We start from the raw sequence: 21,596 nt of genomic DNA on the forward strand, positions 1-21,596 counted from the left end.
CTGGTTGTCTTTTGTCACTCGCTCCCCTCAACGGGAGCGAGTGTCCTTGAGGGTCAGAAACTCATGTCCACTTTGGTCCAGAGCGTGCGCCCCGGCTCGTTGATGGCTTGCGGGTCGTTGGCCGGGTAGCCGAACCCGGCGTTGCCCGCCAGGTTCAGGTGTTCGGCATAAGCCTTGCCGAACAGGTTGTCGACGCCGGTGCTGACCTTCCAGTTCTTGTTGATCCGGTAGGCACCGTTGAGCGAGAACACACCGAAGCCCGAACTCTTGTCGTAATCCTTGCCGACCACGTTGCCCTTGTTCTGGTCAATCCGGTTTTGCGAGGCCACCACCCTCCACAGTGCGCCGGCGCTCCAGTTGTCTTCGCTGTAGGTCAGACCGAAACGGGCATCCAGTGGCGGCATCTGCGGCAGGGCCTTTCCGTCGCTGCTGTTTTTGCCCCAGGCATAAGCCAGGGTCGCATCGGCTTTCCAGTTGTCGGTGAGGTTGTACGCGGCACCGAGTTCACCGCCCATGATCCGCGCGTCGATGTTCTCGGCGCGGGAGGTGCTCATGCCCATCCTCGTCGGGGTGTAGTCGAACAGGATGTAGTCGCGCACCACGCCGATGTAGCCCGAGGCCCAGGCTTCGAGGTCGGTGTCCTTGTAGTTCACGCCGAAGTCGAGCTGGGTGGTCTTTTCCGGTTTGATCGAATCGAACGCATTGACCGAACCGGCCGGGCCGGACTTGGGCGAAAACAGCTCCCAGTAATCGGGGAACCGCTGCGCGTGGCCGAGGCCGGCGTAAAGCGTGGTCGGGCTGTCGGCCAGGTCATGCTCGTAACGCACGAAGCCGCTCGGCAGGGTGTCGGCGCGGGTATCGCCGGCAGTCGGGTTCGGCCGGGACATCATTCCCGAACCGGTGGTCTGCCGGAAGTCTTTGGCGGAGGCGCGGTCGACCCGTGCGCCAGTGATCAGGCGATCACGGTCGGCGGCGTACCAGGTCATTTCGCTGAACACACCGTAGTTATGGAAGTCGGCGTCCTTGGTGTACGGCTGATCCTTGTAGGTATCGATGCCCATGCCGCTGCGCTGGCGGTGTTCGTTGGTCTGCGCGTCGAGGCCGGTGATCAGCTGGATGTCGGCCCAGCGCCAGGTCGCCTTGATCCGTGCGCCGAGGGTGCGCCGGTCGACGTTGGACGCCATGGGACCGGCCATCATCCCGGTACCGGACGGCGTGCGCAGGGTGTAGTTGTCCATCACGTGGTCGGCGTAGTTGTAGTAGACCTGCGCTTCGAGCTTCTCCAGTACGTCGGTGATGTTGGATTTCTCGAAGCGCAGGCCGAGGCTTTCGCGCAGGAACTGCGAGCCGTCCATGCCGCGCCCGGCGTAGCGCGCTTCGCCGTCGCCCTTGCCGGCGGTCAATTCGATCAGGGTGTCGGCGTCCGGGGTCCAGCCCAGCGCCACGTCGCCGTTCCACTTGTCATAGCGCGAGGCGACGGTGTCGTTGTTGCCGTCGCGGTAGTCGTCGGAATGCGCGGTGTTGCCGATCACCCGCACGTAGCCCAATGGGCCGCCGGCAGCGGCGTCCACAACCTTGTCGAAGCGTCCGTTGGAGGCGGCCAGCACGCTGGCATTCACCCGGGTGCCGAGTTCGCCGAAGCTTTCCGGCTCACGGTCGAAGAGGATTGTGCCGGCGGATGCACCCGGTCCGTAGAGCACGGTCTGCGGGCCTTTGATCACGGTGAGTCTGTCGTAGGTTTCGGGCGAGATGTACGAGGTCGGCGCGTCCATCCGACCGGGGCAGGCGCCGAGCATCATGCTGCCGTTGGTGAGGATGTTCAGGCGCGAACCGAACATGCCGCGCAGTACCGGATCGCCGTTGGTGCCGCCGTTGCGTACCAGGGCGAAGCCGGGAATGGTCTTCAGATAGTCGCCGCCATCGCTGGCCGGCACCGGTTGGCGCGGGTCTTTCGGGTGGGTGACGATGGTCAGCGGCGAACTCGGGGCGATGGCGGTGATCACCGTCGGACTCAGTTCTTCGGTGTGGCCGGCGTGCTCATCGGCCAGCACCAGCGGAGACAGCAGGACGCCGCAAAGGACGGCGGTAGCGTGCCTGAAACGGATGCGCGATTCGTTCAGGGCAAAGGACGCCTGGGCAGAACCCGGGCGTGGGACAGCAGAAAACCTGGACATGACAATTTCCATCAAACAGTCGTAAACGACACGGCCGGCAGCCTGAAGCTGTCTTCTCGACCGTGTGCAATCAGAGGTGGGTGTTTACGCTGCGACGGGCGGGGCGCGGCTGCGGGCGCCGGGGAAGAAGGTCTGCCGGGCATGGCCCAGACGCGGGGAGGGCGGGGTGAAGGGACTGACGAAAGGAATGCTGAACGTAGCGAAACTGCCGCCGCCGGTCAGCGCCGGGCAGTTGAACAGCAGGCTGCAATAACCGCACTTTTCCCACAGCACATGGTGCGACGATTGCGGCGGGCAGTGTTCGGCCGCGGGTTTTGCTTCATGGGCGGAATGATCCATGCCCGCCATGGCCATCGACATGTCCATGGGCATGGAAGTCGAGGCGTGCCGATCCATCGGCATCGACTGAGAAATCAGCGGGCCGATAAAGATCATCAACATGGCGAACAGGGCGATCCAGCTGCCGCGTGTCAGGTATTCGGTCTGACGGCGTTGCACGGATACCCTGGCGCTGCGCGGGCGCACGGGCGGGGTCTGCCGGAACGGTTATTGGGCGTGCGCGTGTTCCGGCATGTCCTGCGGAGGTTTCTTCTGCACGGCGACTTCGACGGTCACGTTACCGGCCTTTTCGAAGTGCAGGGTCAGAGGGAAACGCTTTCCATCGGTCAGCAGGCTGCGGTCGGTGGGGTTCATCAGCATCACGTGATAGGCCATCGGCGCGAAGGTCACGTTTCCACCGGGCGGAATCGCCACGCTCGGCACCTGTTGCATCTTCATCAGATCGCCCTGCATCACATGCTCGTGCAACTCGGCTTTCGGGGCGATGGGCGAGTCGACACTGAGCAGGCGGTCAGCAGACTTGCCGTTGTTGTGAATGATGAAATACGCGGCAACGGTCGGCGCATTCGGCGGCAGTTCCTGTGACCACGGGTGGGCGATTTCCAGCTCGCCGGCCTTGTATTCGTGGGCATGGGTGAAGCACGCAGGCAGCAACAGCGCAGCGATGACGATGAGTTTGTTCAACATGGCAGTTCTCCAGAACGATTTGAAACGCAGGTCAAATGCGGGAACAAATCAGACCAGAGGGGACGCACGGGGATTGAGGTTCGGCCATTGCTGGCGCGGTGTCGGAGTTTGCAGCACGGCGGGCGCCACGCTGCGATTGCTTTCGTATTGCGCGAAATACAGCTGCGGCGAATGCCCCGGCAACGCCACCACGGGCGCCGATCCGGAACAGCACCAGCAATGCTGCATGGTCGAATGATTGTCACCGCTCTGCGGTGCTTTCTGATCGAGGCTGCCGATGTCGATCGCCACCATCTTCGTGCCGCTGCCGGTGCAGAAACTGCTCCACAGCAACTGCTCGGCCGGCGTTTGCGCCGCTTGCGCCATCGTGCCCGTCAACGGCATGGCAAGCATGTTGAACAGCACTGCAAAGCAGGCGATCCAGGCAATTGCGAGCCGGCGTCGGTTCATGGGACAGGTCCGTAGGATGGGCAATCAGGCGTGGCTATTTAGCCTGATCAGGGCCGATAAGTAAAAAAGCGTCATGCGGTTTGGTGTCGCAGCCATCTCATCAACCAATCGCTCAGTTCACTGGTACCGCGTGAACCTCCATGTCTACTCCCAGCGTAGCTCGGATTACCGAAAAAATTTTCGCCAGATTGTCCATGCTCGGGTTGCCTTTGGCGGACAACATTCGATGCAGACTTTTGCTGGGCTTTTCGGTTTCCCTTGCAAGCTCTTCGAATCCGACAGTTGCATTGACGAGGTCGCGCAAAATTATCCTGGCAACTTCTGGCTCACCATTCAGGAAAAGCGTTGCGGCTTCGTCCAGTAATGCCTGGGCAAATTCGGGATCACGTTGTGCACGCTCTGAAATTGAAATTTTGTAGCTTCGAGTGAGCGCCATCTAATTACCTCTGGTTCTGTTCAGCTTTTTTTCGAGTTCGAAATTCAGCTATCAGTGCTTTCACCTGTTTGATGTCCTGTCTCTGTGTTGATTTATCTCCTCCACCGAACAAGATGATCAGTCGTTTTCCCAAATTCTATAGCCAGGACCCCAGTTTATTTTGTATTCGCCGAGACCATCGAACCACTTGATATTGGAGGTGTTGCCCGCTTCCAACCGTGCCAAGGCTTTTGAAACCCTCGCTGCGGCCGGCACGCTCAAAATGTCGATCCAACGGCCAAACGGGCTTGAATCGTTTTCTAGTAGATATTCTTCGAGTGTGATCACAGTCGGCCCTGAAGGTAACAAATAGGTTACTTATCATGCAAGCCGTGGATCTTGCCTCAGGAGTTGATCGTCTCCAATTCAACAAGTGTTTCTTGAAGCGTCCAAAACTCCCGATCAACCCCCGCCAACACCGGCCGCTTCAACACCATCACCGGCACCCCAAGCGCCCGCGCCACGTCCAGCTTCGGCTCGGTCGCGGTGCTGCCGCTGTTCTTGCTGATCAATACGTCGATCTGCCGTCGTTCGAACAATGCCCGCTCATCTTCCAGCAGAAACGGCCCCCGGGCGCCGATGACTTCGCAGCGTTCGTTGCCGGGATAAACGTCGAGGGCGCGCAGGGTCCAGAACTGGTGTTCAGGGATTTCGTGCAGGTGTTGCAGCGGTTCGCGGCCGAGGGTGAACAGTGGGCGACGAAAAGGGGCGAGAGCGGCGATCAGTTCCGCCCAGTCGGTGACTTCGCGCCAGTCATCACCCGGCTGTGGTTGCCAGGCGGGGCGGCGCAGGGCCCAGCAGGGGATGCCGGTGAGTTGCGCGGCGGTGGCGGCGTTGTGGCTGATTTGCGCGGCGTACGGATGGGTCGCGTCCAGCAGCAGACCGATGCCTTCATCGCGAACGAATTGCGCCAGCCCCTCTGCGCCGCCATAGCCGCCGACGCGCACCCGACAGTTGAGATCGGTCGGCACACGGCCGACGCCAGCAAGGCTGTAAATGTGTTCCGGCCCCAAAGTGCGCGCGATGGCCAACGCTTCAGTCACACCGCCCAGCAACAGAATCCGTTTCATGCAAACGCTCCCGCATGACCGACGATGCCGCCCTGACGATCAATCGCAAACACCTCGACCTGCACCTGCGCCGGCACCACGCTGCGGGCGAATTTCAGGGCGTGGCGACAAACTTCGTCACCCAGTGCAACACCCGCCGCACTGGCCATCGCCAATGCCTGCTGGCTGGTGTTCGCCCCGCGAATGGCTTGTTGCAAGGCGTCATCGGCGCCAATTGCCGCCGCCCATCCGGCCAGTTGCGGCAGGTCGATGCTCGAATGACGCGAATGCAGATCCATGTGCCCCGCCGCCAGTTTGCTGATCTTGCCGAAGCCGCCGCACAGGCTGAGTTTATCCACAGGCACTTTGCGCAGGTGTTTGAGTACCGCGCCGACGAAGTCGCCCATTTCGATCAGGGCGATTTCCGGCAGGTCGTAGACCCGGCGCATGGTGTCTTCGCTGGCGTTGCCGGTGCAGGCGGCGATGTGCAGATAGCCATTGGTTTTCGCCACGTCGATACCCTGATGGATCGAGGCGATGTACGCCGCGCAGGAAAACGGCCGGACGATGCCGCTGGTGCCGAGAATCGACAAGCCACCGAGAATGCCCAGGCGCGGGTTCATGGTCTTCAACGCCAGGGCTTCGCCGCCCTCGACATTGACCGTCACCTCGAAGCCGCCGCGATAGCCGGTTTCAGCGGCGAGCAGCAACAGGTGATCGCTGATCATCTTGCGCGGCACCGGATTGATGGCCGGTTCGCCAACGCCCAGCACCAGACCCGGACGGGTCACGGTGCCGACGCCTTTGCCGGCGATGAAGCGGATTCCCGGCTCGGTCAACAGCCTGACCTGCGAGTAGAGCAGGGCGCCGTGAGTCACGTCGGGATCGTCGCCGGCATCCTTGAGGGTTCCGGCTTCGGCGCCGTCTTCGGTCAGACGACAGAATTCCAGTCGCATCTGCACCTGTTTGCCCTTGGGCAACACGATCTGTACGGCGTCCGCCACCACGCCGCCAAGCAGCAGGCGGGCGGCGGCGAGGCTGGTGGCCGTGGCGCAACTGCCGGTGGTCAGGCCGCTGCGCAGGGGCGCGGGTTGTTCGGCGGTTTCGTCACGCATCGAGGGGTTTGACCAGGTCGAGCAGGGTGATCGGCAAGGCCTGACGCCAGGTGTCGAACTCGCCCAGCGGTTGCGCCTGGGCGATGTGGATGCGGGTCAGCTCGCCGCCGTGGTGTTCGCGCCAGTTCATCAAGGTCATTTCGCTTTGCAGGGTCACGGCGTTGGCCACCAGGCGGCCGCCGGGTTTGAGTTGCGCCCAGCAGGTGTCGAGTACGCCTTCGCGGGTCACGCCGCCACCGATGAATATCGCGTCCGGACGCTCCAGGCCCGCAAGGGCTTGCGGTGCGCTGCCCCGGATCAGTTGCAGGCCGGGAACGCCCAGCGCATCCCGGTTGTGCTCGATCAATTGCTGGCGACCTGCGTCGGCCTCGATCGCCAGCGCGCGACAGCTCGGGTGCGCGCGCATCCACTCGATACCGATCGAGCCGCTGCCGGCGCCGACGTCCCACAACAGTTCACCCGGCGTCGGGGCGAGGCGGGCGAGGGTGATGGCGCGCACGTCGCGTTTGGTCAACTGGCCGTCATGTTTGAACGCAGTGTCCGGCAGGCCGGCGAGGCGTGACAGGCGTGGAGTTTGCGGATCGGCGAGGCACTCGATGGCGATCACGTTGAGATCGGCAATGGCCGGCTCGTTCCAGTCGTTGGCGATGCTGTCGATGCGGCGTTCGGCGCTGCCGCCCAGATGTTCCAGAACACTCAGGCGACTGGCGCCGAATCCGCGCTCGCGCAGCAATTGTGCGACGGCTGCCGGGCTTTGCCCGTCGTTGCTCAGCAGCAACAGGCGCACGCCGCTGGACAACTGGGCGTTGAGGGCTGCAAGCGGGCGCGCCACCAGCGACAACACATTGACGTCCTGCAACGGCCAGCCCAGACGGGCTGCCGCCAGCGAGCAAGAGGACGGCGCCGGCAGTACCCGCATCTCTGCGTCCGGAATCTGACGAGCCAGGCTCGCACCGACGCCGTAGAACATCGGATCACCGCTGGCCAGCACGCACACCGCTTCGCCGCGGCGCTCCAGAACCGGGGCCAGCGAAAACGGGCTCGGCCACAGCTGGCGCTCGCCACGGATGCACACCGGCAACAGCTCCAGCTGGCGCTGGCCGCCGATGATCCGTGAGGCGTCCATCAGGGCGCGCCGGGCGTTTTTGCCCAGGCCCTTGAAGCCGTCTTCACCGATTCCTACTACTGTCAGCCAGGGTGACATCTGTAGCCCTCAAGAAAGTGTCCGCAAACGAGCTGTTCCGACGGGCAGACTTTTCATGCCGTCGGACAAAGCAGGCATAATACCGCGCCTTCGCGTACGAAGCCTTTCCCACTGAGCCGGTCAGCCCCTTGAACGAACGCCTGATGTCCACAGCCATACGTCCCTCGGCCTGCCCGGGGTTGCTGCGTATCGTCCAGGCGCTGGATGGCGGTATCTGTCGGATCAAGCTCGATGGCGGTTCGATCACCGCCGATCAGGCCGATGCACTGGCCAGTGCCGCCGAACGCTTTGCCGGCGGGGTGATCGAGGCGACCAATCGGAGCAATCTGCAGATCCGCGGCATCGGCGACCGGTCCGCCGCGCTGATCGACAGCTTGCTGGCCGCCGGTCTCGGCCCGCGTACCGCAGCGGGTGACGACGTGCGCAACCTGATGCTCAGCCCGGCCGCCGGGATCGATCCGCAGATGCGTTTCGACACGCGTCCATTGGCCGGGCAGATCCTCGAAACCCTGCAAAGCCATCCGCGTTTCCATGAACTGAGCGCCAAGTTCGCCGTGCAACTGGATGGCGGTGAAGCATTGGCGATGCTCGAACATCCCCACGATCTGTGGTTGTCGGCGTACGAAGAGCACGGCGATACGCTGCTGGCGTTCGGTCTGGCGGGTTGCCCGACGGATCGACCGCTGGCTGGCGTGGCACTTGCGGACGGCCATGCACTGGTGGTGGCGGTGCTGGAACTGTTCCTCGATCTGGCCAGGCCGGAGCAGACGCGAATGCGACATCTGCTGGATGAATGCCCGGCGCCGATGTTCCTGGAAAAGCTCGGTCGGCGGATCAGGCTGCAGAGCATCGGTGACTGGCAGCGCGAAGCGGCGCCGGAAGGTCTGCACCTCGGAGTCCATCCTCAGCCATTGGCCGGTCAAGTGTATGTCGGCGCCGCACCGGCCCTCGGCCGCCTCGATCCGGTTATGCTGCGTGGCGCCGCGCGACTGGCCAGAACCTTTGGCGACGGCAGCCTGCGTTTCACGCCCTGGCAGAGTCTGTTGGTGCCCAATGTGCGTGAGGCAGATGCCGCTCAAGTGCTCGATGCTCTGAGCAAGCTGAACCTGCTGACCCGGATTGACGACCCGTTGTCGCACCTGATCGCCTGCACCGGCTCCAGTGGCTGTGGCAAAGGCCTGGCCGATACCAAACACGATGCCCGCCTTCTGGCTGCGTTGTTGCCACACGCGGTGGATGTGCATTTGTCCGGCTGCTCGCGGTCCTGCGCTGCTGCACACCGTGCCCCGGCGACGCTGCTGGCGGTCGCCCCCGGTCACTACAATCTCTATTTTCGCGATGCGGCGCAGCCGGGTTTCGGCGCGCTGCACGCTCACAACCTTACTATCGAAGCGGTCGCGACCCTGCTCGCCGATCGCTCACGGAGTCCCCTTGATGCTTGATTACATCCGCGACGGTCAGGAGATCTATCGCAACTCCTTCGCGATCATTCGCCGCGAGGCCAATCTGGCGCGCATCCCGGCCGACCTGGAAAAGCTAGCGGTGCGGGTGATTCACGCCTGCGGCATGGTCGAAGCCATCGACGGGCTGCAGTTCTCCGAAGGCGCCGGCAAGGCCGGGCGCGATGCGCTGGTCGCTGGCGCCCCGATCCTGTGCGATGCGCGGATGGTTGCCGAGGGCGTGACCCGTGCGCGCCTGCCGGCCAACAACGAGGTGATCTGCACCCTACGCGATGACAGCGTGCCGGAGCTGGCGCGTGAGCTGGGCAACACCCGCTCGGCGGCGGCGCTGGAGCTGTGGCGTCCGCATCTGGAAGGCAGCGTGGTGGTGATCGGCAATGCGCCGACCGCACTGTTTTATCTGCTGGAAATGCTCGACGCCGGTGCGCCGAAACCGGCGCTGATCCTCGGCTTCCCGGTGGGTTTCGTCGGGGCAGCCGAATCGAAGGCCGAGCTGGCCGCCAACAGCCGTGGCGTGCCGTTCGTGATCATGCAGGGCCGCCTCGGTGGCAGCGCCATGGCCGCCGCTGCGGTCAACGCCCTTGCCACGGAGGTCGAATGATGCAGGCAAAAGGACGTTTGATCGGCCTGGGCGTCGGCCCCGGTGATCCGGAACTGATTACCGTCAAGGCTCTGCGTCTGCTGCGCGAATCGCCGGTGGTGGCGTACTTCGTGGCCAAGGGCAAGAAGGGCAACGCATTCGGCATCATCGAAGCGCACTTGCAGGATGCGCAGAACCTGCTGCCGCTGGTGTACCCGGTGACCACCGAAGTGCTGCCGGCGCCGCTGTCCTACGAACAGGTGATCAGCGATTTCTACGATGACGCGGCAGAGGAAGTGGCCGCGCATCTGGATGCCGGTCGCGATGTGGCGGTGATCTGCGAAGGTGATCCGTTTTTTTACGGTTCCTACATGTACCTGCACGACCGTCTCGCCAGTCGTTACGAAGCGCAAGTGGTGCCGGGCGTCTGCTCGATGCTGGGCGGGGCGTCGGTACTGGGCGCGCCGCTGGTGTATCGCAACCAGAGCCTGTCGGTGCTGTCCGGTGTGCTGCCTCACGAAGAGCTCAAGCGTCGTCTGGCGGACGCCGATGCGGCAGTGATCATGAAGCTGGGGCGCAACTTCCCCAAAGTACGTGAGGTGCTGGGCGAGCTGGGACTGGCCGAACGAGCGTTGTACGTAGAGCGTGCGACCATGGCCAACCAGAAGATCGTGCCGCTGGACGAGGTCGAGCCGATGTCGTCGCCGTACTTCTCGCTGATCATTGTTCCCGGCGAACGGTGGCAAGGCTGATGACTCAATCCACACCGGCCATCGTCATTCTCGGCCAGGGCGCGCTTGCCACGGCCCGTCGCCTTCAGCAGGTCTATCCGGGTGCGCAGATCCATGGCCTGTCCGGTCGCGTCGAAGGCGCCGATCTGACTTACAGCGAGTTCGGCGCAACCCTGCGCGAGCTGTATCGGCAAGACACACCGATCATTGCCCTGTGCGCGGCGGGGATCGTCATTCGCACCCTGGCGCCGCTGTTGCTGGAGAAGGGCGTCGAGCCCCCCGTGCTTGCCGTAGCGGAAGACGGCAGCGCCGTGGTGCCGCTGCTCGGCGGCCTCGGCGGGGTGAATGTCATGGCCCGCGAGATCGGTACGGCGCTTGAAGTGGCTGCGGCGATCACCACCAGCGGCGAATTGCGTTTCGGCACCTGTCTGCTCAATCCGCCCGGCGGTTATACCCTTGGTGATCTGGAACAGGGCAAACGTTTTGTCTCCGATCTGCTGGCCGGTCACAGCGTGCGCATCGATGGCGATGCGCCGTGGCTCGATCAGGCGCAACTGCCGGAAGACCCGCACGCGCAGCGCTCGATTCATGTCGGCAGCGATGCCCGGGCGGCGAGCGCCAGCGAGCTGCTGATTTATCCGCGCAGCGTGGCGGTGGCGGTCGGTGCCGATGTGGCCGACCTGCCGGATGCGATTCGCAAGGCGATGCTGCAGGCCGGTGTGGCGATTCAGTCGCTGGCCTGTCTGGTGGCGGCTGACGTTCAGATGGCCAGCCCGGCATTGCGTGAAGCCGCGCTTGAATTGGCCGTGCCGCTGCGCTTTGTGGCGCCGGCAAATGACATGGCCGAGCTGGCCCGCCACGCTGTCCCCGATGCCCGGATCATCGCGACCGCCCACGATATCGCCATCGCGGTGGCCGAGCAGCCGCTGGAGGTTTCGCAAATCGGTCGCCCGCGCGGACGCCTGGCCGTCATCGGTCTTGGTCCTGGCGCCGCCGAGTTGATGGTGCCGGCGGTGAAGGCCGAACTGGCCCGGGCCACCGATGTGCTGGGTTACGAAACCTACGTGCGCATGGCCGGCCCGTTCCGCGATGACCAGGTGCAGCACTGCACCGACAACCGCGAAGAGATGCAGCGCGCCCGTCACGCCTTCAGGCTGGCTGCCCAGGGCCGTTCGGTGATCGTGGTTTCCTCCGGCGATCCGGGTGTGTTCGCCATGGCGGCGGCGGTGCTCGAAGCGCTTCACGAGTCGACGGATCCGGCGTGGCACAGCGTCGACCTGGAAATCCTGCCGGGGGTTTCCGCGTCACTCGCCACCGCCGCTCAGGCCGGTGCGCCCCTGGGTCACGATTTCTGCGTGATGTCGCTGTCGGACAACCTCAAGCCGTGGTCGATCATCGAGAAGCGTCTGGATCTGGCTGCCGAGGCGGATCTGGCGCTGGCGTTCTACAACCCGATCTCCCGTGCCCGTCCGTGGCAATTGGGACGAGCGCTGGAAATCGTCGCCCGACACCGCACGCCGCAAACACCCGTGGTACTGGGCCGTGATATCGGCCGTCCGGGGCAGACACTGCGGGTGACGACACTTGGCGCACTGACCCCGGATCAGGTGGACATGCGCACCATGGTGCTGGTGGGATCCTCCACAACCTGCACATTCCCTCGCGCCGAAGGCGGGGAGTGGGTGTATACGCCGCGTTGGTATGGCGAGAAACCCGAAACCTGAGGCATGAAAAAGCGGCTCTTCGGAGCCGCTTTTTCAATTCAGGGATGGCGAGTCAACCCAGATAACCCTTCACCCCGGTAAAGATGATCTGTGCAGCCAGGGCACAGACAAACAATCCCATGAGCCGGCTGACGATCTGCAATCCCTGATCGCCGAGAATCCGCTCGATCCGGTTCGACAGATACAACACCACGCCGACGGTAAAACTGGCGAGCGCGATACTCATGATCGCGATCAGCTTGTCGTCCCAGTGCGGCTGGCTGACGCCCATTACCAGCAGCGCACCGATCGTGCCGGGGCCGACGGTCAGCGGGATGGTCAACGGGACGATGGTCACATCCTGCTGCACATTGTCAGCCTGCACCGCCGGCTTGCCCTGGGCCATGCCCAGCGCCGAGATGAACAGCACGCTGCCTGCACCGATGCGGAAGGCGTCCACCGTGATGCCGAATATCTCAAATATGAATCGCCCGAACAGATAGAGCAGGACGCTGGAAACCAGTGTGGCGATCGCCACTTTCCAGGCCAGTCGGCGTTGTTCCTTGCGCGAATAACCCCGGGTCAGACTGATGAAGCAGGACAACACGAAGAACGGGCTGTAGAGCACCAGCATCTTCAGGTAAACGCTGAACAACTCATGGAGCATGATTGAAACTCGCGCCGACGAAAGTTGAACGGAGTCTATCAGGCGGCTCTGGCTTGATCACACGATGTTCCAATCGAAGACGTGAGTGCTGACCGGGGTCAGGGAGTACGGGCTGTCGTGCGATTGTGCTGATCACGCTGGGCCACCCAGTGCTCGATCAGCTCGCGCAGTTGTGACAGTTCCACCGGTTTGGCCATGTGGCCGTCCATGCCGGCCTGACGCGCGCGTTCCTTGTGCTCGGCGAGGATGTGCGCGGTGAGTGCAACGATCGGCGTGCGGATGCGCTGATTGACGACTTCCCAGGCCCGCAGTTGCTGGGTCGCGGAAAAGCCGTCGAGGATCGGCATTTCGCAGTCCATCAGCACCAGGTCGTAGCGTTGGGCTTTCATGGCCTGCAAGGCTTCCTCGCCATTGCTGGCGGTATCCGGTTGCAGGTTGAGCTTGCCGAGCATGCCGCGGATCACTTTGGTGGAGATCGTGTTGTCTTCGGCGACGAGGATGCGGAAGTCGCTCGGAACCTTGACGGTCGTGGCCGGGCCGGTCACTTGAGGCTGGAACACTACCTGGCCGCGATTGCGCTGGTTCAGTTCGTCGGCCAGCGTGGTCTTGAGGGTATAACCGGCCACCGGTTTGGCCAGGATGCGTTTGATCCCCGAGTTGCGCGCGATGATCTTGCTCGGTGCGTTGCTGATGCCGGTCAGCATGATCAGCAGGATGTCGTGATTCAGGCTCGGGTCTTCCTTGATCTTGGCGGCCAGTTGCATGCCGGTCATGCCGGGCATGTTCTGATCCAGCAGGACCACATCGAAATAGTCGCGCAGATGCGCCTTGGTGCGCAGCAGCGCCAGCGCTTCCTTGCCTGACGGCACGGCGCTGACGTTCAGGCCCCAGGCACTGCACTGCTGCACCAGCACCTTGCGGCAGGTTTCGTTGTCGTCGACCACCAGTACCCGCGCACCTTGCAGCGGGCTGTCGAGGTCGGAGGTCGGATGCTCCAGGCGATCGGGATCCAGGGGCAGGGTCAGCCATAGTGTGCTGCCCTGGGAGCCGCCACTCTTGATACCGAACTCGCCCTGCATCAGACGAATCAGTTGCCTTGCGATCACCAGCCCGAGATTGCCGCCCAGCCGGTTGGCCGACAGGAAATGCTTGCTGTGCAGTTCGGCGTGCATCAGCGCGTCGCGCTCTTCCTGATCCATCGGCTGGCCGCTGTCCTGCACGGCGATGCGCAGGCGCGGCCTGACGCTGCGTTCATCGAGGGCGACCACCACCAGCACTTCGCCTTCCTCGGTTTTCTTCAGGGCGTTTTCCAGCAGGCTCAGCAAGGTCTGGCGCAAGCGCGTCGGATCACCGCTGATGACCCGGGGCACCTGCGGCTGAATGAAACTGATCAGTTCCACGCTCTGCTGCTCGGCCTTCGCCCGATAGATGCTCAGGCAATCGTCGATCAGGGCATTGAGGTCGAACTGCACGTCGTCCAGCTCGATCTGTCCGGACTCGAGCCGGGAGATGTCGAGGATCTCGTTGATCAGGGTCAGCAGTTCGTTGCCGGCGCTGTGAATGGTCTGCACATAGTCTCGTTGCTTGACCGACAGCGGCGTGCCGAGCAAAAGCTCGGTCATGCCCAGCACGCCGTTCATCGGGGTGCGGATTTCGTGGCTGATCTTGGCCAGGAACTCGGCCTTGGCATTGATCTCGGCGTTGCTTGCGGCAAGGTCGCGGCTGATGCTGAAACGGCTTTCGGTGATGCTGCGCTGGCGTTCGCCCAGGGCAATGCTCATCAGCAGTCCACTGATGCAGATAAAGCCCATCAGCGTCATGATCAGACCTTGCGGCGCCACCAGGGTCAACCCCAGCAGGGCCGGGAGGATGATCAGCGTGCCGATGTTGAACACCACCATCGCGGCGACGAACAGCCGGGCAGGGCGGTAGCCTTTCTGCCAGTGATAGAAACCCACCAGCAGCATGCTCAGCCCGGCCAGCGCCACCAGTGCGTAGGTGATGATGTTCAGCGGCAGGGTGTTGACGAACAACAGCAGCAGGCTGCAGATCACGATGAGCAGGATGTCGCCCAGCAGCAGCTTGTTCAGCGGATGTTCGCCGAGCGGCGCGAAGAAACGGTAGGCGAACATCAGGCCGGCCGGTGCCGTCAGCAGCAGCGCCAGATAGGCGCCGGGGGTCTGGATCGCATGCCAGTTCGGCAGCCACGGGCCGGCCAGGTTGAGCAGCAGCAACAGGCTCAGACTCAGCAGGCCTTCACACACCGCCAGCCACAGGCTGCTGCGCGAGCGGGTGTAGGCGTAGCGGATCAGGTTGTGCAGGATCAGCATGCCGAGGCAGCCGAACAGCAGCCCGTAGATCAGCGTCTGGTTATGGTTGGCCGCGCCCATCACCGCCGATTGCAGGGTGATGTAGGGGCGTAACTGGTGTTCGGAGACCAGTCGCAGATAAACGTCCAGGGGCTTGTCGCTTTGCGGCAGCGGCAGCAGGAAGTCACTGCTGGGCAGAGGGCGCTCGGCCTGTGCCTGCCTTGTGCCGGTTTCCCGTTGCTCGATCAGTTGCTCGCCGTCCAGTACGTACAGATTGAGGTGCGACAGGTCGGGGGCAAAGATCCGCAGCACCTGTTCGTGCTTGCCGGGAGCGAGTTTGAAGCGAAGCCATAATGCGCCATCGGGTTCGGCTGCGGTCAGGCGGTCGAGCTCGATGGGACTGAATTGGTTGGTGTAGCGGGCGGAGCGGATATCGCTCAGCTGAAGAATGCCCTGATCGTCGAGCAATATCGACCAGCCACTGCCTTGCGCGGCCTGGGCCGGAAGCATGCAGAGCAAGGTCAGCAAGGTGGCGGTGAAGCCTATGGCAATCCTGAGCCAGCGCACGGCGAAATCCCTTCGTAGGTTGATGCCAGAATATAACGATGCGCAGCGTCGGAACAGTCCGGCAGGGACGCAAGGTCCCTGCCGGACACACAGCGTAGCTTATCAGCGGGTTTCGCCGCGTTCACGGGCAATGGCACGGTAGCCGATGTCGGTGCGGTAGAAGCAGCCTTCCCAGTCGATGGCCTTGGCCAGCCTGTAGGCCTGCTCCTGAGCGGCGCCTACGCTGGCGCCCATGGCGGTGGCACACAGCACCCGACCACCGGCTGTCACGACGTTGCCGTCCTTGAGTGCGGTACCGGCATGGAAGACCTTGCCTTCCAGTGCGGCTGCCGCGTCCAGACCGTTGATCTTCGCGCCCTTGGCATAGTCGCCCGGGTAACCGCCGGCCGCCAGCACGATGCCGACGCTCGGGCGCGGATCCCATTGCGCTTCGACCTTGTCCAGTGCCTGAGCCAATGCCGCCTCGACCAACAGCACCAGACTCGACTGCAGGCGCAGCATCACCGGTTGGGTTTCCGGATCACCGAAACGGCAGTTGAACTCGATGACCTTCGGGTTGCCGGCCTTGTCGATCATCAGACCGGCGTACAGGAAACCGGTGTAGACGTTGCCTTCCTCGGCCATGCCGCGCACGGTCGGCCAGATCACCTGGTCCATCACACGCTGGTGCACGTCGGCGGTGACCACCGGGGCCGGGGAGTAAGCCCCCATGCCGCCGGTATTCGGGCCGCTGTCGCCGTCGCCGACACGTTTGTGGTCCTGGCTGGTGGCCATCGGCAGGACGTTCTTGCCGTCGACCATGACGATGAAACTGGCTTCTTCGCCGTCGAGGAACTCTTCGATGACGACGCGGGAGCCGGCGTCGCCGAACGCGTTGCCCGCGAGCATGTCGCGAACGGCGTCTTCGGCCTCGGCCAGGGTCATGGCGACGATCACACCTTTGCCGGCGGCCAGACCGTCGGCCTTGATCACGATCGGTGCGCCTTTTTCACGCAGATAAGCCAGGGCTGGCTCGATCTCGGTGAAGTTCTGGTAGTCGGCGGTCGGAATCTTGTGGCGCGCCAGGAAGTCCTTGGTGAAGGCTTTCGAGCCTTCGAGCTGTGCGGCACCGGCAGTCGGACCGAAGCAGTCCAGGCCACGGGAGCGGAACAGGTCGACAACACCGGCGACCAGCGGTACTTCCGGGCCGACGATGGTCAGGGAAACGTTTTTCTCGGCGAAATCCGCCAGTTGCTCGAGTGCCAGCACGTCGATGGCGACGTTCTCGCACTTGGCTTCAATCGCGGTGCCGGCGTTGCCCGGTGCGACGAAAACCTTCTGTACACGCGGATCCTGAGCCACTTTCCAGGCCAGGGCGTGTTCGCGGCCACCGCTGCCAATGATCAAAACATTCATTTCAAAAACCTCGGATGACGCTGATTCTGTTTTAGAACCTGAAGCGCTTCACGCTCCAGGAGGTCGCAATGAAGTCGGTAGATGCAAGGCGGAGCCGACCTCGGTGAGCGGAGTTGCCTTTTGGCAATGAGCATCATCGAGGTCGGCTCCAACGCAGCAGATGCCGGCTTCAGTGCGGCCGTTGTCTGATTAGTGGCGGAAGTGGCGCATGCCGGTGAATACCATGGCGATGCCGGCTTCATCAGCAGCAGCAATCACCTCGGCATCACGCATCGAGCCGCCTGGCTGGATCACCGCAGTGATACCGACCTTGGCCGCATTGTCCAGACCGTCGCGGAACGGGAAGAACGCATCGGATGCCATCACGGAGCCTGCGACCTGCAGACCGGCGTGCTCAGCCTTGATCGCAGCGATACGTGCCGAGTTCACGCGGCTCATCTGGCCGGCGCCGACACCGATGGTCTGACGGTTCTTGGCGTAGACGATGGCGTTGGACTTGACGAACTTGGCCACTTTCCAGGCAAAGATCAGGTCGTTGATTTCCTGCTCGGTCGGTGCACGCTTGGTCACCACTTTCAGGTCGTCAGCGCCGATCATGCCGATGTCGCGGCTCTGCACCAGCAGACCGCCGTTGACACGCTTGTAGTCCCAGGCCGGAGCGCGATCCGCCGACCATTCACCGCAGGCCAGCAGGCGCACATTGGCCTTGGCGGCGACGACGGCACGGGCTTCTTCGCTGACGCTCGGGGCGATGATCACTTCGACGAACTGACGCTCGACGATTGCCTTGGCGGTCTCGGCGTCCAGTTCACGGTTGAAGGCGATGATGCCGCCGAATGCCGATTCGGTGTCGGTGGCGTAGGCCAGCTCATAAGCCTGACGGATGCCGCCTTCGGCGTCCGGGCTCACGGCCACGCCGCACGGGTTGGCGTGCTTGACGATCACGCAGGCCGGTTTGACGAAGCTCTTCACGCATTCCAGTGCGGCGTCGGTGTCGGCCACGTTGTTGTACGACAGCTCCTTGCCTTGCAATTGGGTCGCGGTGGCGATGCCGGCTTCGGCAGGCTTGGCCTCAACGTAGAACGCCGCGCTCTGGTGCGGGTTCTCGCCGTAGCGCATTTCCTGGGCCTTGATGAACTGGCTGTTGAAGGTGCGCGGGAATTCGCTGCGGCCGGAGGTCGAGAGGGTTTCGGCAGCCTGGTTCACGGTGCCCATGTAGTTGGCGATCATGCCGTCGTAGGCGGCGGTGTGTTCGAACGCCTTGAGCATCAGGTCGAAACGCTGCGCGTAGGTCAGGCCGCCGGCCTTGAGGTTTTCCAGGACGTTGGCGTAATCGCTGGCATTCACCACGATCGCTACGTCTTTGTGGTTTTTCGCCGCCGAACGAACCATGGTCGGGCCGCCGATGTCGATGTTCTCGATGGCGGTCGGCAGGTCGCAGCCAGGCTTGCTGATGGTGGCTTCGAAGGGATACAGGTTGACGGCCACCAGATCGATCGGCTTGATGCCGTGTTCGCTCATGATCGCGTCATCGACACCGCGACGACCGAGGATCCCGCCGTGGATTTTCGGGTGCAGGGTTTTCACCCGACCGTCCATCATTTCTGCGAAACCGGTGTAATCCGCGACTTCCACTGCGGCCACGCCGTTGTCCTGCAGCAGTTTGAAGGTCCCGCCGGTGGAAAGGATTTCCACGCCCAGGGCTTCCAGCTCCCTGGCGAATTCGAGGATCCCGGTCTTGTCGGAAACACTGATCAAGGCGCGGCGGATCGGCAGGCGGGTAGTCTGGTCGGTCATCTCAATTTCCATCAAAAGCAAGGGAAGTCAGCAAAAAAGGCGACCGGTTTTACGCGGGCGCCTTTCTGGTTGGATTGAATGCTTACAGCAGATCGTACTGCTTGAGTTTCTTGCGCAGCGTGCCGCGGTTGAGCCCGAGCAGCTCGCTGGCCTTGGTCTGGTTGCCCTTGACGTAGTTCATCACGCTTTCGAGCAGGGGAGCCTCGACTTCGGAGAGCACCAGGTTGTACACGTCCGTGACGGCTGCGCCCTCAAGGTGGGCGAAATAATTGTGCAGCGCTTTCTCGACACTCCCGCGAAGGGTCTGGCCCTCTTCGCTCGGGGTGTTGAGGTGCTGTTTCAAATTCACGTTGTCGCTCACGGGTGTTGTTCCACTCACTAAAGTCTCGGTCATCATCGTCATGCGGCCACCCCTTCTTCGTCCCCTGTCAGGCTCTTGTAACGTTCGGCGAAAAACTCCCGAACGTTGGCGCATTGTGTTTCCGTACCATCCAAACGATTGAAACGGGCGCGAAACTCCCTGGCGCCCGGCAAGGTTGCGAGATACCAGCCCACATGCTTTCGGGCAATGCGTACGCCCATCACGTCCCCATAGAAGGCGTGGAGGGCGGCCAGATGCTCAAGCAGAATGCGTTCCACCTCGGACAGCTCCGGCGCCGGGAGTTTTTCTCCCGTACGCAGGAAGTGTTCGATCTCACGAAAAATCCATGGTCGCCCCTGGGCGGCCCGGCCGATCAACAGGCCGTCGGCACCGGTCGCGTCGAGCACGTAGCGGGCCTTTTCCGGCGATACGATGTCGCCATTGGCAAAGACCGGAATCGACACGGCCTGCTTGATCGCGGCAATGGTGTCGTACTCGGCTTCGCCGGTGTACAGGTCGGCGCGGGTGCGGCCATGCACCGCCAGCGCCGTGATCCCGGCCTGCTCGGCGATCTTCGCCACCGTCAGGCCGTTCTTGTTGTCGCGATCCCATCCGGTGCGGATCTTCAGGGTCACCGGCACATCAACCGCCGCCACGACGGCGTGCAGGATCTCGGTAACCAGCGCTTCATCTTTCAACAACGCGGAGCCGGCGGCCTTGTTGCAGACCTTTTTGGCCGGGCAACCCATGTTGATGTCGATAATCTGCGCGCCCAGCTCGACGTTGGCCCGGGCTGCATCCGCCAGCATCTGCGCGTCGCCTCCGGCGATCTGCACCGAGCGTGGCTCGGGATCGCCTTCGTGGATCATGCGCATGCGCGACTTGCGGGTGTTCCACAGGCTCATGTCACTGGTGACCATTTCCGAGACTACAAGCCCTGCGCCCAATCGCTTGCACAACTGACGAAAGGGCTGGTCGGTGACACCCGCCATGGGGGCGAGAATCAAGCCGTTCTGTAATGTATATGGGCCGATGCGTACCGCCGACATAGGACTTCCCTGAAGTGGGGCCGGATCATGAGAGTTCGAAAAAGGGTTGGCATGATACCCGCTCTCGATGACTGGATAAAGGCTGAATTGAACAAAATCTGAACAGTCATTCCGTTATTGCCTGTGGTTTGGTCGTACGGGGCAAAGTCAGAAAACTGCCGTCAATGACGCTGTGGTGAGGCGCTTTACTCGGGAGAGTGGAAACTCAGACTGTAGTTCACCGCTTTCGGCCCGGGATCGAGAATGTCCAGGGCGATGTGGATGGGCGTCTGTGGCGGCATTTCCGCCATGCCTTCGAGATCGCCGTTGAGGTATTCGCCAGGTTTGAATCGGCGACTGGCGATCAGGTGGCCGTTGAGGTCGGCGAAGCGCAACTCGAGCAGCGGGAACGGTTGAGAAAAAGGCGCGCGGTTATAAATGATTGCGTCCACTACCAGTGCGCCACTGAAGTCCGGGTGGCTGCGTACCACCAGGTTGCTGCTCTTGATCTTGGCAATGTCGACCTTGGACGGCACCGTGCAGCCAATCTGCGGGCACAGTTGCTGAAACCATGGGCGGTACTGGTCCTGACGGGCCAGTTCGTCGAAGTGATAGGCGATGTACTGGCCGGCGAGGCCGGCAGTTGCCAGCATTACCAATAGCAGCCAGAGCAGGCGTCGGCCCCAGGGCGAACGACGCTTCTGCCAGTCCAGTTGCAGCGGATCGTCGGTCAGATCCTGCAAGGCTTCGGCGCGCACGCCGGGTTCATTGCGTTCGCGCTTTTTGCGGGGGGGCTCGACAGCTGGCGGATCGTTATCGATTTCCGTATCGGCCGACAGGCGTTCGTGGCGAGCTGCCGGATCGACCGGGTCATGCAGGCGCAGTTGTGGAATGGCGGGTTCGTCATCGAGGTCTACCGGGACCAGTGACAGGGATGGCTCGGTGCGTTCCGGCTTTACCGGTTCAAAATCGGCGACATCGTCTGCGTGTTCGGCCTCGACGATCCGTTCGTCGGCTGGTTCGCTGAAAAGGCTGTCCGACCACGGCTCGTTATCCGGTTCGTGGTCGTCGCGGCGAGCACTGAGGGACTCTTCGCGGGCGCCGCCGAATTCGGTGGTCGGCTGGATTTCCCGCTGTTCGAGACGAGCCAGTTCCCCGTCCAGATCCAGACTGTCGAGATCCAGCTCTGCGGCGCTCCACTGCTTCTGGCTGATGGCGCGCGGTTGGGGCGGTTCAGGTGGCTCGGGTGGTCTGGCGACGACCGGTGCTTCGGTTACCGGTGCCGGTTCGATCCTGGCCGGCGCCGCCGGTGTGACAGCTTCCTTGCCTGCGCGTTGTTCGAGCAGCTGTTTGGCGGCATTGAACACTTGCAGGCAGGAGCCGCAGCGAACCACCCCGCGGGCCACGCTCAACTGAGTATGGCTGACGCGGAAGCTGGTTTGGCAATGCGGGCACTGGGTGACGAAGCTGTCGGTCATGCGGCGATCCGGATTGAGCAAGCGGTC

Annotated in this window: 19 protein-coding genes and 1 pseudogene; 4 read left to right on the forward strand and 16 right to left on the reverse strand. The window is 62.8% G+C overall.

What is annotated here, in order from left to right:
* Positions 1–53 precede the first annotated feature (53 nt).
* The 9 genes and pseudogenes from NWV16_RS03925 to cbiE form a co-directional block, all read right to left on the reverse strand.
* Positions 54–2,174 carry a TonB-dependent copper receptor gene (locus NWV16_RS03925; RefSeq protein ID WP_260522043.1) on the reverse strand — a complete coding sequence of 707 codons (2,121 nt, stop codon included), beginning with the start codon at positions 2,172–2,174 and terminating at the stop codon, positions 54–56.
* 84 nt (positions 2,175–2,258) lie between these two features.
* Complete coding sequence (locus NWV16_RS03930) at positions 2,259–2,699, reverse strand: DUF2946 domain-containing protein (RefSeq protein WP_260522044.1); 441 nt, start codon at positions 2,697–2,699, stop codon at positions 2,259–2,261.
* A 21-nt stretch (positions 2,700–2,720) separates the two neighbouring features.
* Complete coding sequence (locus NWV16_RS03935) at positions 2,721–3,200, reverse strand: copper chaperone PCu(A)C (protein WP_260522045.1); 480 nt, start codon at positions 3,198–3,200, stop codon at positions 2,721–2,723.
* 48 nt (positions 3,201–3,248) lie between these two features.
* Positions 3,249–3,650, reverse strand: coding sequence for a DUF2946 domain-containing protein (locus NWV16_RS03940; protein ID WP_260522046.1), 402 nt, complete (start codon positions 3,648–3,650; stop codon positions 3,249–3,251).
* Positions 3,651–3,762: 112 nt separating this feature from the next.
* Positions 3,763–4,086: a DNA-binding protein gene (locus NWV16_RS03945; protein ID WP_007951041.1), complete on the reverse strand. Its 324-nt coding sequence runs from the start codon at positions 4,084–4,086 to the stop codon at positions 3,763–3,765.
* 4 nt (positions 4,087–4,090) lie between these two features.
* Positions 4,091–4,413 (reverse strand): annotated as a pseudogene (locus NWV16_RS03950) (type II toxin-antitoxin system RelE/ParE family toxin).
* A 56-nt stretch (positions 4,414–4,469) separates the two neighbouring features.
* Positions 4,470–5,195, reverse strand: a complete 726-nt coding sequence (locus NWV16_RS03955; RefSeq protein WP_260522047.1) for a cobalt-precorrin-6A reductase — start codon at positions 5,193–5,195, stop codon at positions 4,470–4,472.
* A complete protein-coding gene (locus NWV16_RS03960; RefSeq protein ID WP_260522048.1) occupies positions 5,192–6,289 on the reverse strand; it encodes a cobalt-precorrin-5B (C(1))-methyltransferase in 1,098 nt (365 codons plus the stop codon). The genes NWV16_RS03955 and NWV16_RS03960 overlap by 4 nt, the downstream gene beginning before the upstream one ends.
* Complete coding sequence (gene cbiE, locus NWV16_RS03965) at positions 6,282–7,493, reverse strand: precorrin-6y C5,15-methyltransferase (decarboxylating) subunit CbiE (protein WP_260522049.1); 1,212 nt, start codon at positions 7,491–7,493, stop codon at positions 6,282–6,284. The genes NWV16_RS03960 and cbiE overlap by 8 nt, the downstream gene beginning before the upstream one ends.
* Before the next feature lie 143 nt (positions 7,494–7,636).
* Here cbiE and cobG point away from each other — a divergent pair, with 143 nt between their 5' ends.
* From cobG to cobJ, 4 genes are read left to right on the forward strand one after another with little or no spacing between them, the layout of a single operon-like run.
* Complete coding sequence (cobG, locus tag NWV16_RS03970) at positions 7,637–8,935, forward strand: precorrin-3B synthase (RefSeq protein WP_260522050.1); 1,299 nt, start codon at positions 7,637–7,639, stop codon at positions 8,933–8,935.
* On the forward strand, positions 8,928–9,554 hold the full coding sequence (locus NWV16_RS03975; RefSeq protein WP_260522051.1) for a precorrin-8X methylmutase: 627 nt from the start codon (positions 8,928–8,930) through the stop codon (positions 9,552–9,554). Before cobG ends, NWV16_RS03975 begins: the two co-directional genes overlap by 8 nt.
* The gene (locus NWV16_RS03980) at positions 9,551–10,285 is read left to right on the forward strand and encodes a precorrin-2 C(20)-methyltransferase (RefSeq protein ID WP_404820953.1); all 735 of its coding nucleotides are present in this window, start codon (positions 9,551–9,553) and stop codon (positions 10,283–10,285) included. Before NWV16_RS03975 ends, NWV16_RS03980 begins: the two co-directional genes overlap by 4 nt.
* Entirely contained in the window at positions 10,285–11,988 is a 1,704-nt protein-coding gene (gene cobJ / locus NWV16_RS03985) for a precorrin-3B C(17)-methyltransferase (RefSeq protein WP_260522052.1), read from the forward strand. The genes NWV16_RS03980 and cobJ overlap by 1 nt, the downstream gene beginning before the upstream one ends.
* A 52-nt stretch (positions 11,989–12,040) precedes the next feature.
* Here the strand turns inward: cobJ and NWV16_RS03990 are convergent, their stop codons facing one another.
* From NWV16_RS03990 to NWV16_RS04020, 7 genes are all read right to left on the reverse strand, one after another.
* Positions 12,041–12,634 (reverse strand): MarC family protein, encoded by a 594-nt coding sequence (locus NWV16_RS03990; RefSeq protein WP_065260272.1) that lies wholly within the window; start codon positions 12,632–12,634, stop codon positions 12,041–12,043.
* Between the two features lie 98 nt (positions 12,635–12,732).
* On the reverse strand, positions 12,733–15,510 hold the full coding sequence (locus tag NWV16_RS03995) for a hybrid sensor histidine kinase/response regulator (RefSeq protein WP_260522053.1): 2,778 nt from the start codon (positions 15,508–15,510) through the stop codon (positions 12,733–12,735).
* A gap of 102 nt (positions 15,511–15,612) precedes the next feature.
* On the reverse strand, positions 15,613–16,905 hold the full coding sequence (gene purD, locus NWV16_RS04000; protein ID WP_260522054.1) for a phosphoribosylamine--glycine ligase: 1,293 nt from the start codon (positions 16,903–16,905) through the stop codon (positions 15,613–15,615).
* Positions 16,906–17,094: 189 nt separating this feature from the next.
* Positions 17,095–18,702, reverse strand: a complete 1,608-nt coding sequence (purH, locus tag NWV16_RS04005; RefSeq protein ID WP_260522055.1) for a bifunctional phosphoribosylaminoimidazolecarboxamide formyltransferase/IMP cyclohydrolase — start codon at positions 18,700–18,702, stop codon at positions 17,095–17,097.
* An 82-nt stretch (positions 18,703–18,784) separates the two neighbouring features.
* Positions 18,785–19,105 (reverse strand): DNA-binding transcriptional regulator Fis, encoded by a 321-nt coding sequence (gene fis / locus NWV16_RS04010; protein WP_003186237.1) that lies wholly within the window; start codon positions 19,103–19,105, stop codon positions 18,785–18,787.
* Positions 19,102–20,112: a tRNA dihydrouridine synthase DusB gene (dusB, locus tag NWV16_RS04015; protein WP_065260266.1), complete on the reverse strand. Its 1,011-nt coding sequence runs from the start codon at positions 20,110–20,112 to the stop codon at positions 19,102–19,104. Before dusB ends, fis begins: the two co-directional genes overlap by 4 nt.
* Positions 20,113–20,297: 185 nt before the next feature.
* On the reverse strand, positions 20,298–21,569 hold the full coding sequence (locus NWV16_RS04020) for a DUF3426 domain-containing protein (RefSeq protein WP_260522056.1): 1,272 nt from the start codon (positions 21,567–21,569) through the stop codon (positions 20,298–20,300).
* Between the last annotated feature and the right edge of the window lie 27 nt (positions 21,570–21,596).

It is taken from the genome of Pseudomonas sp. BW7P1 (assembly GCF_024981055.1).
Classification (GTDB): Bacteria; Pseudomonadota; Gammaproteobacteria; order Pseudomonadales; family Pseudomonadaceae; genus Aquipseudomonas; species Aquipseudomonas bananamidigenes.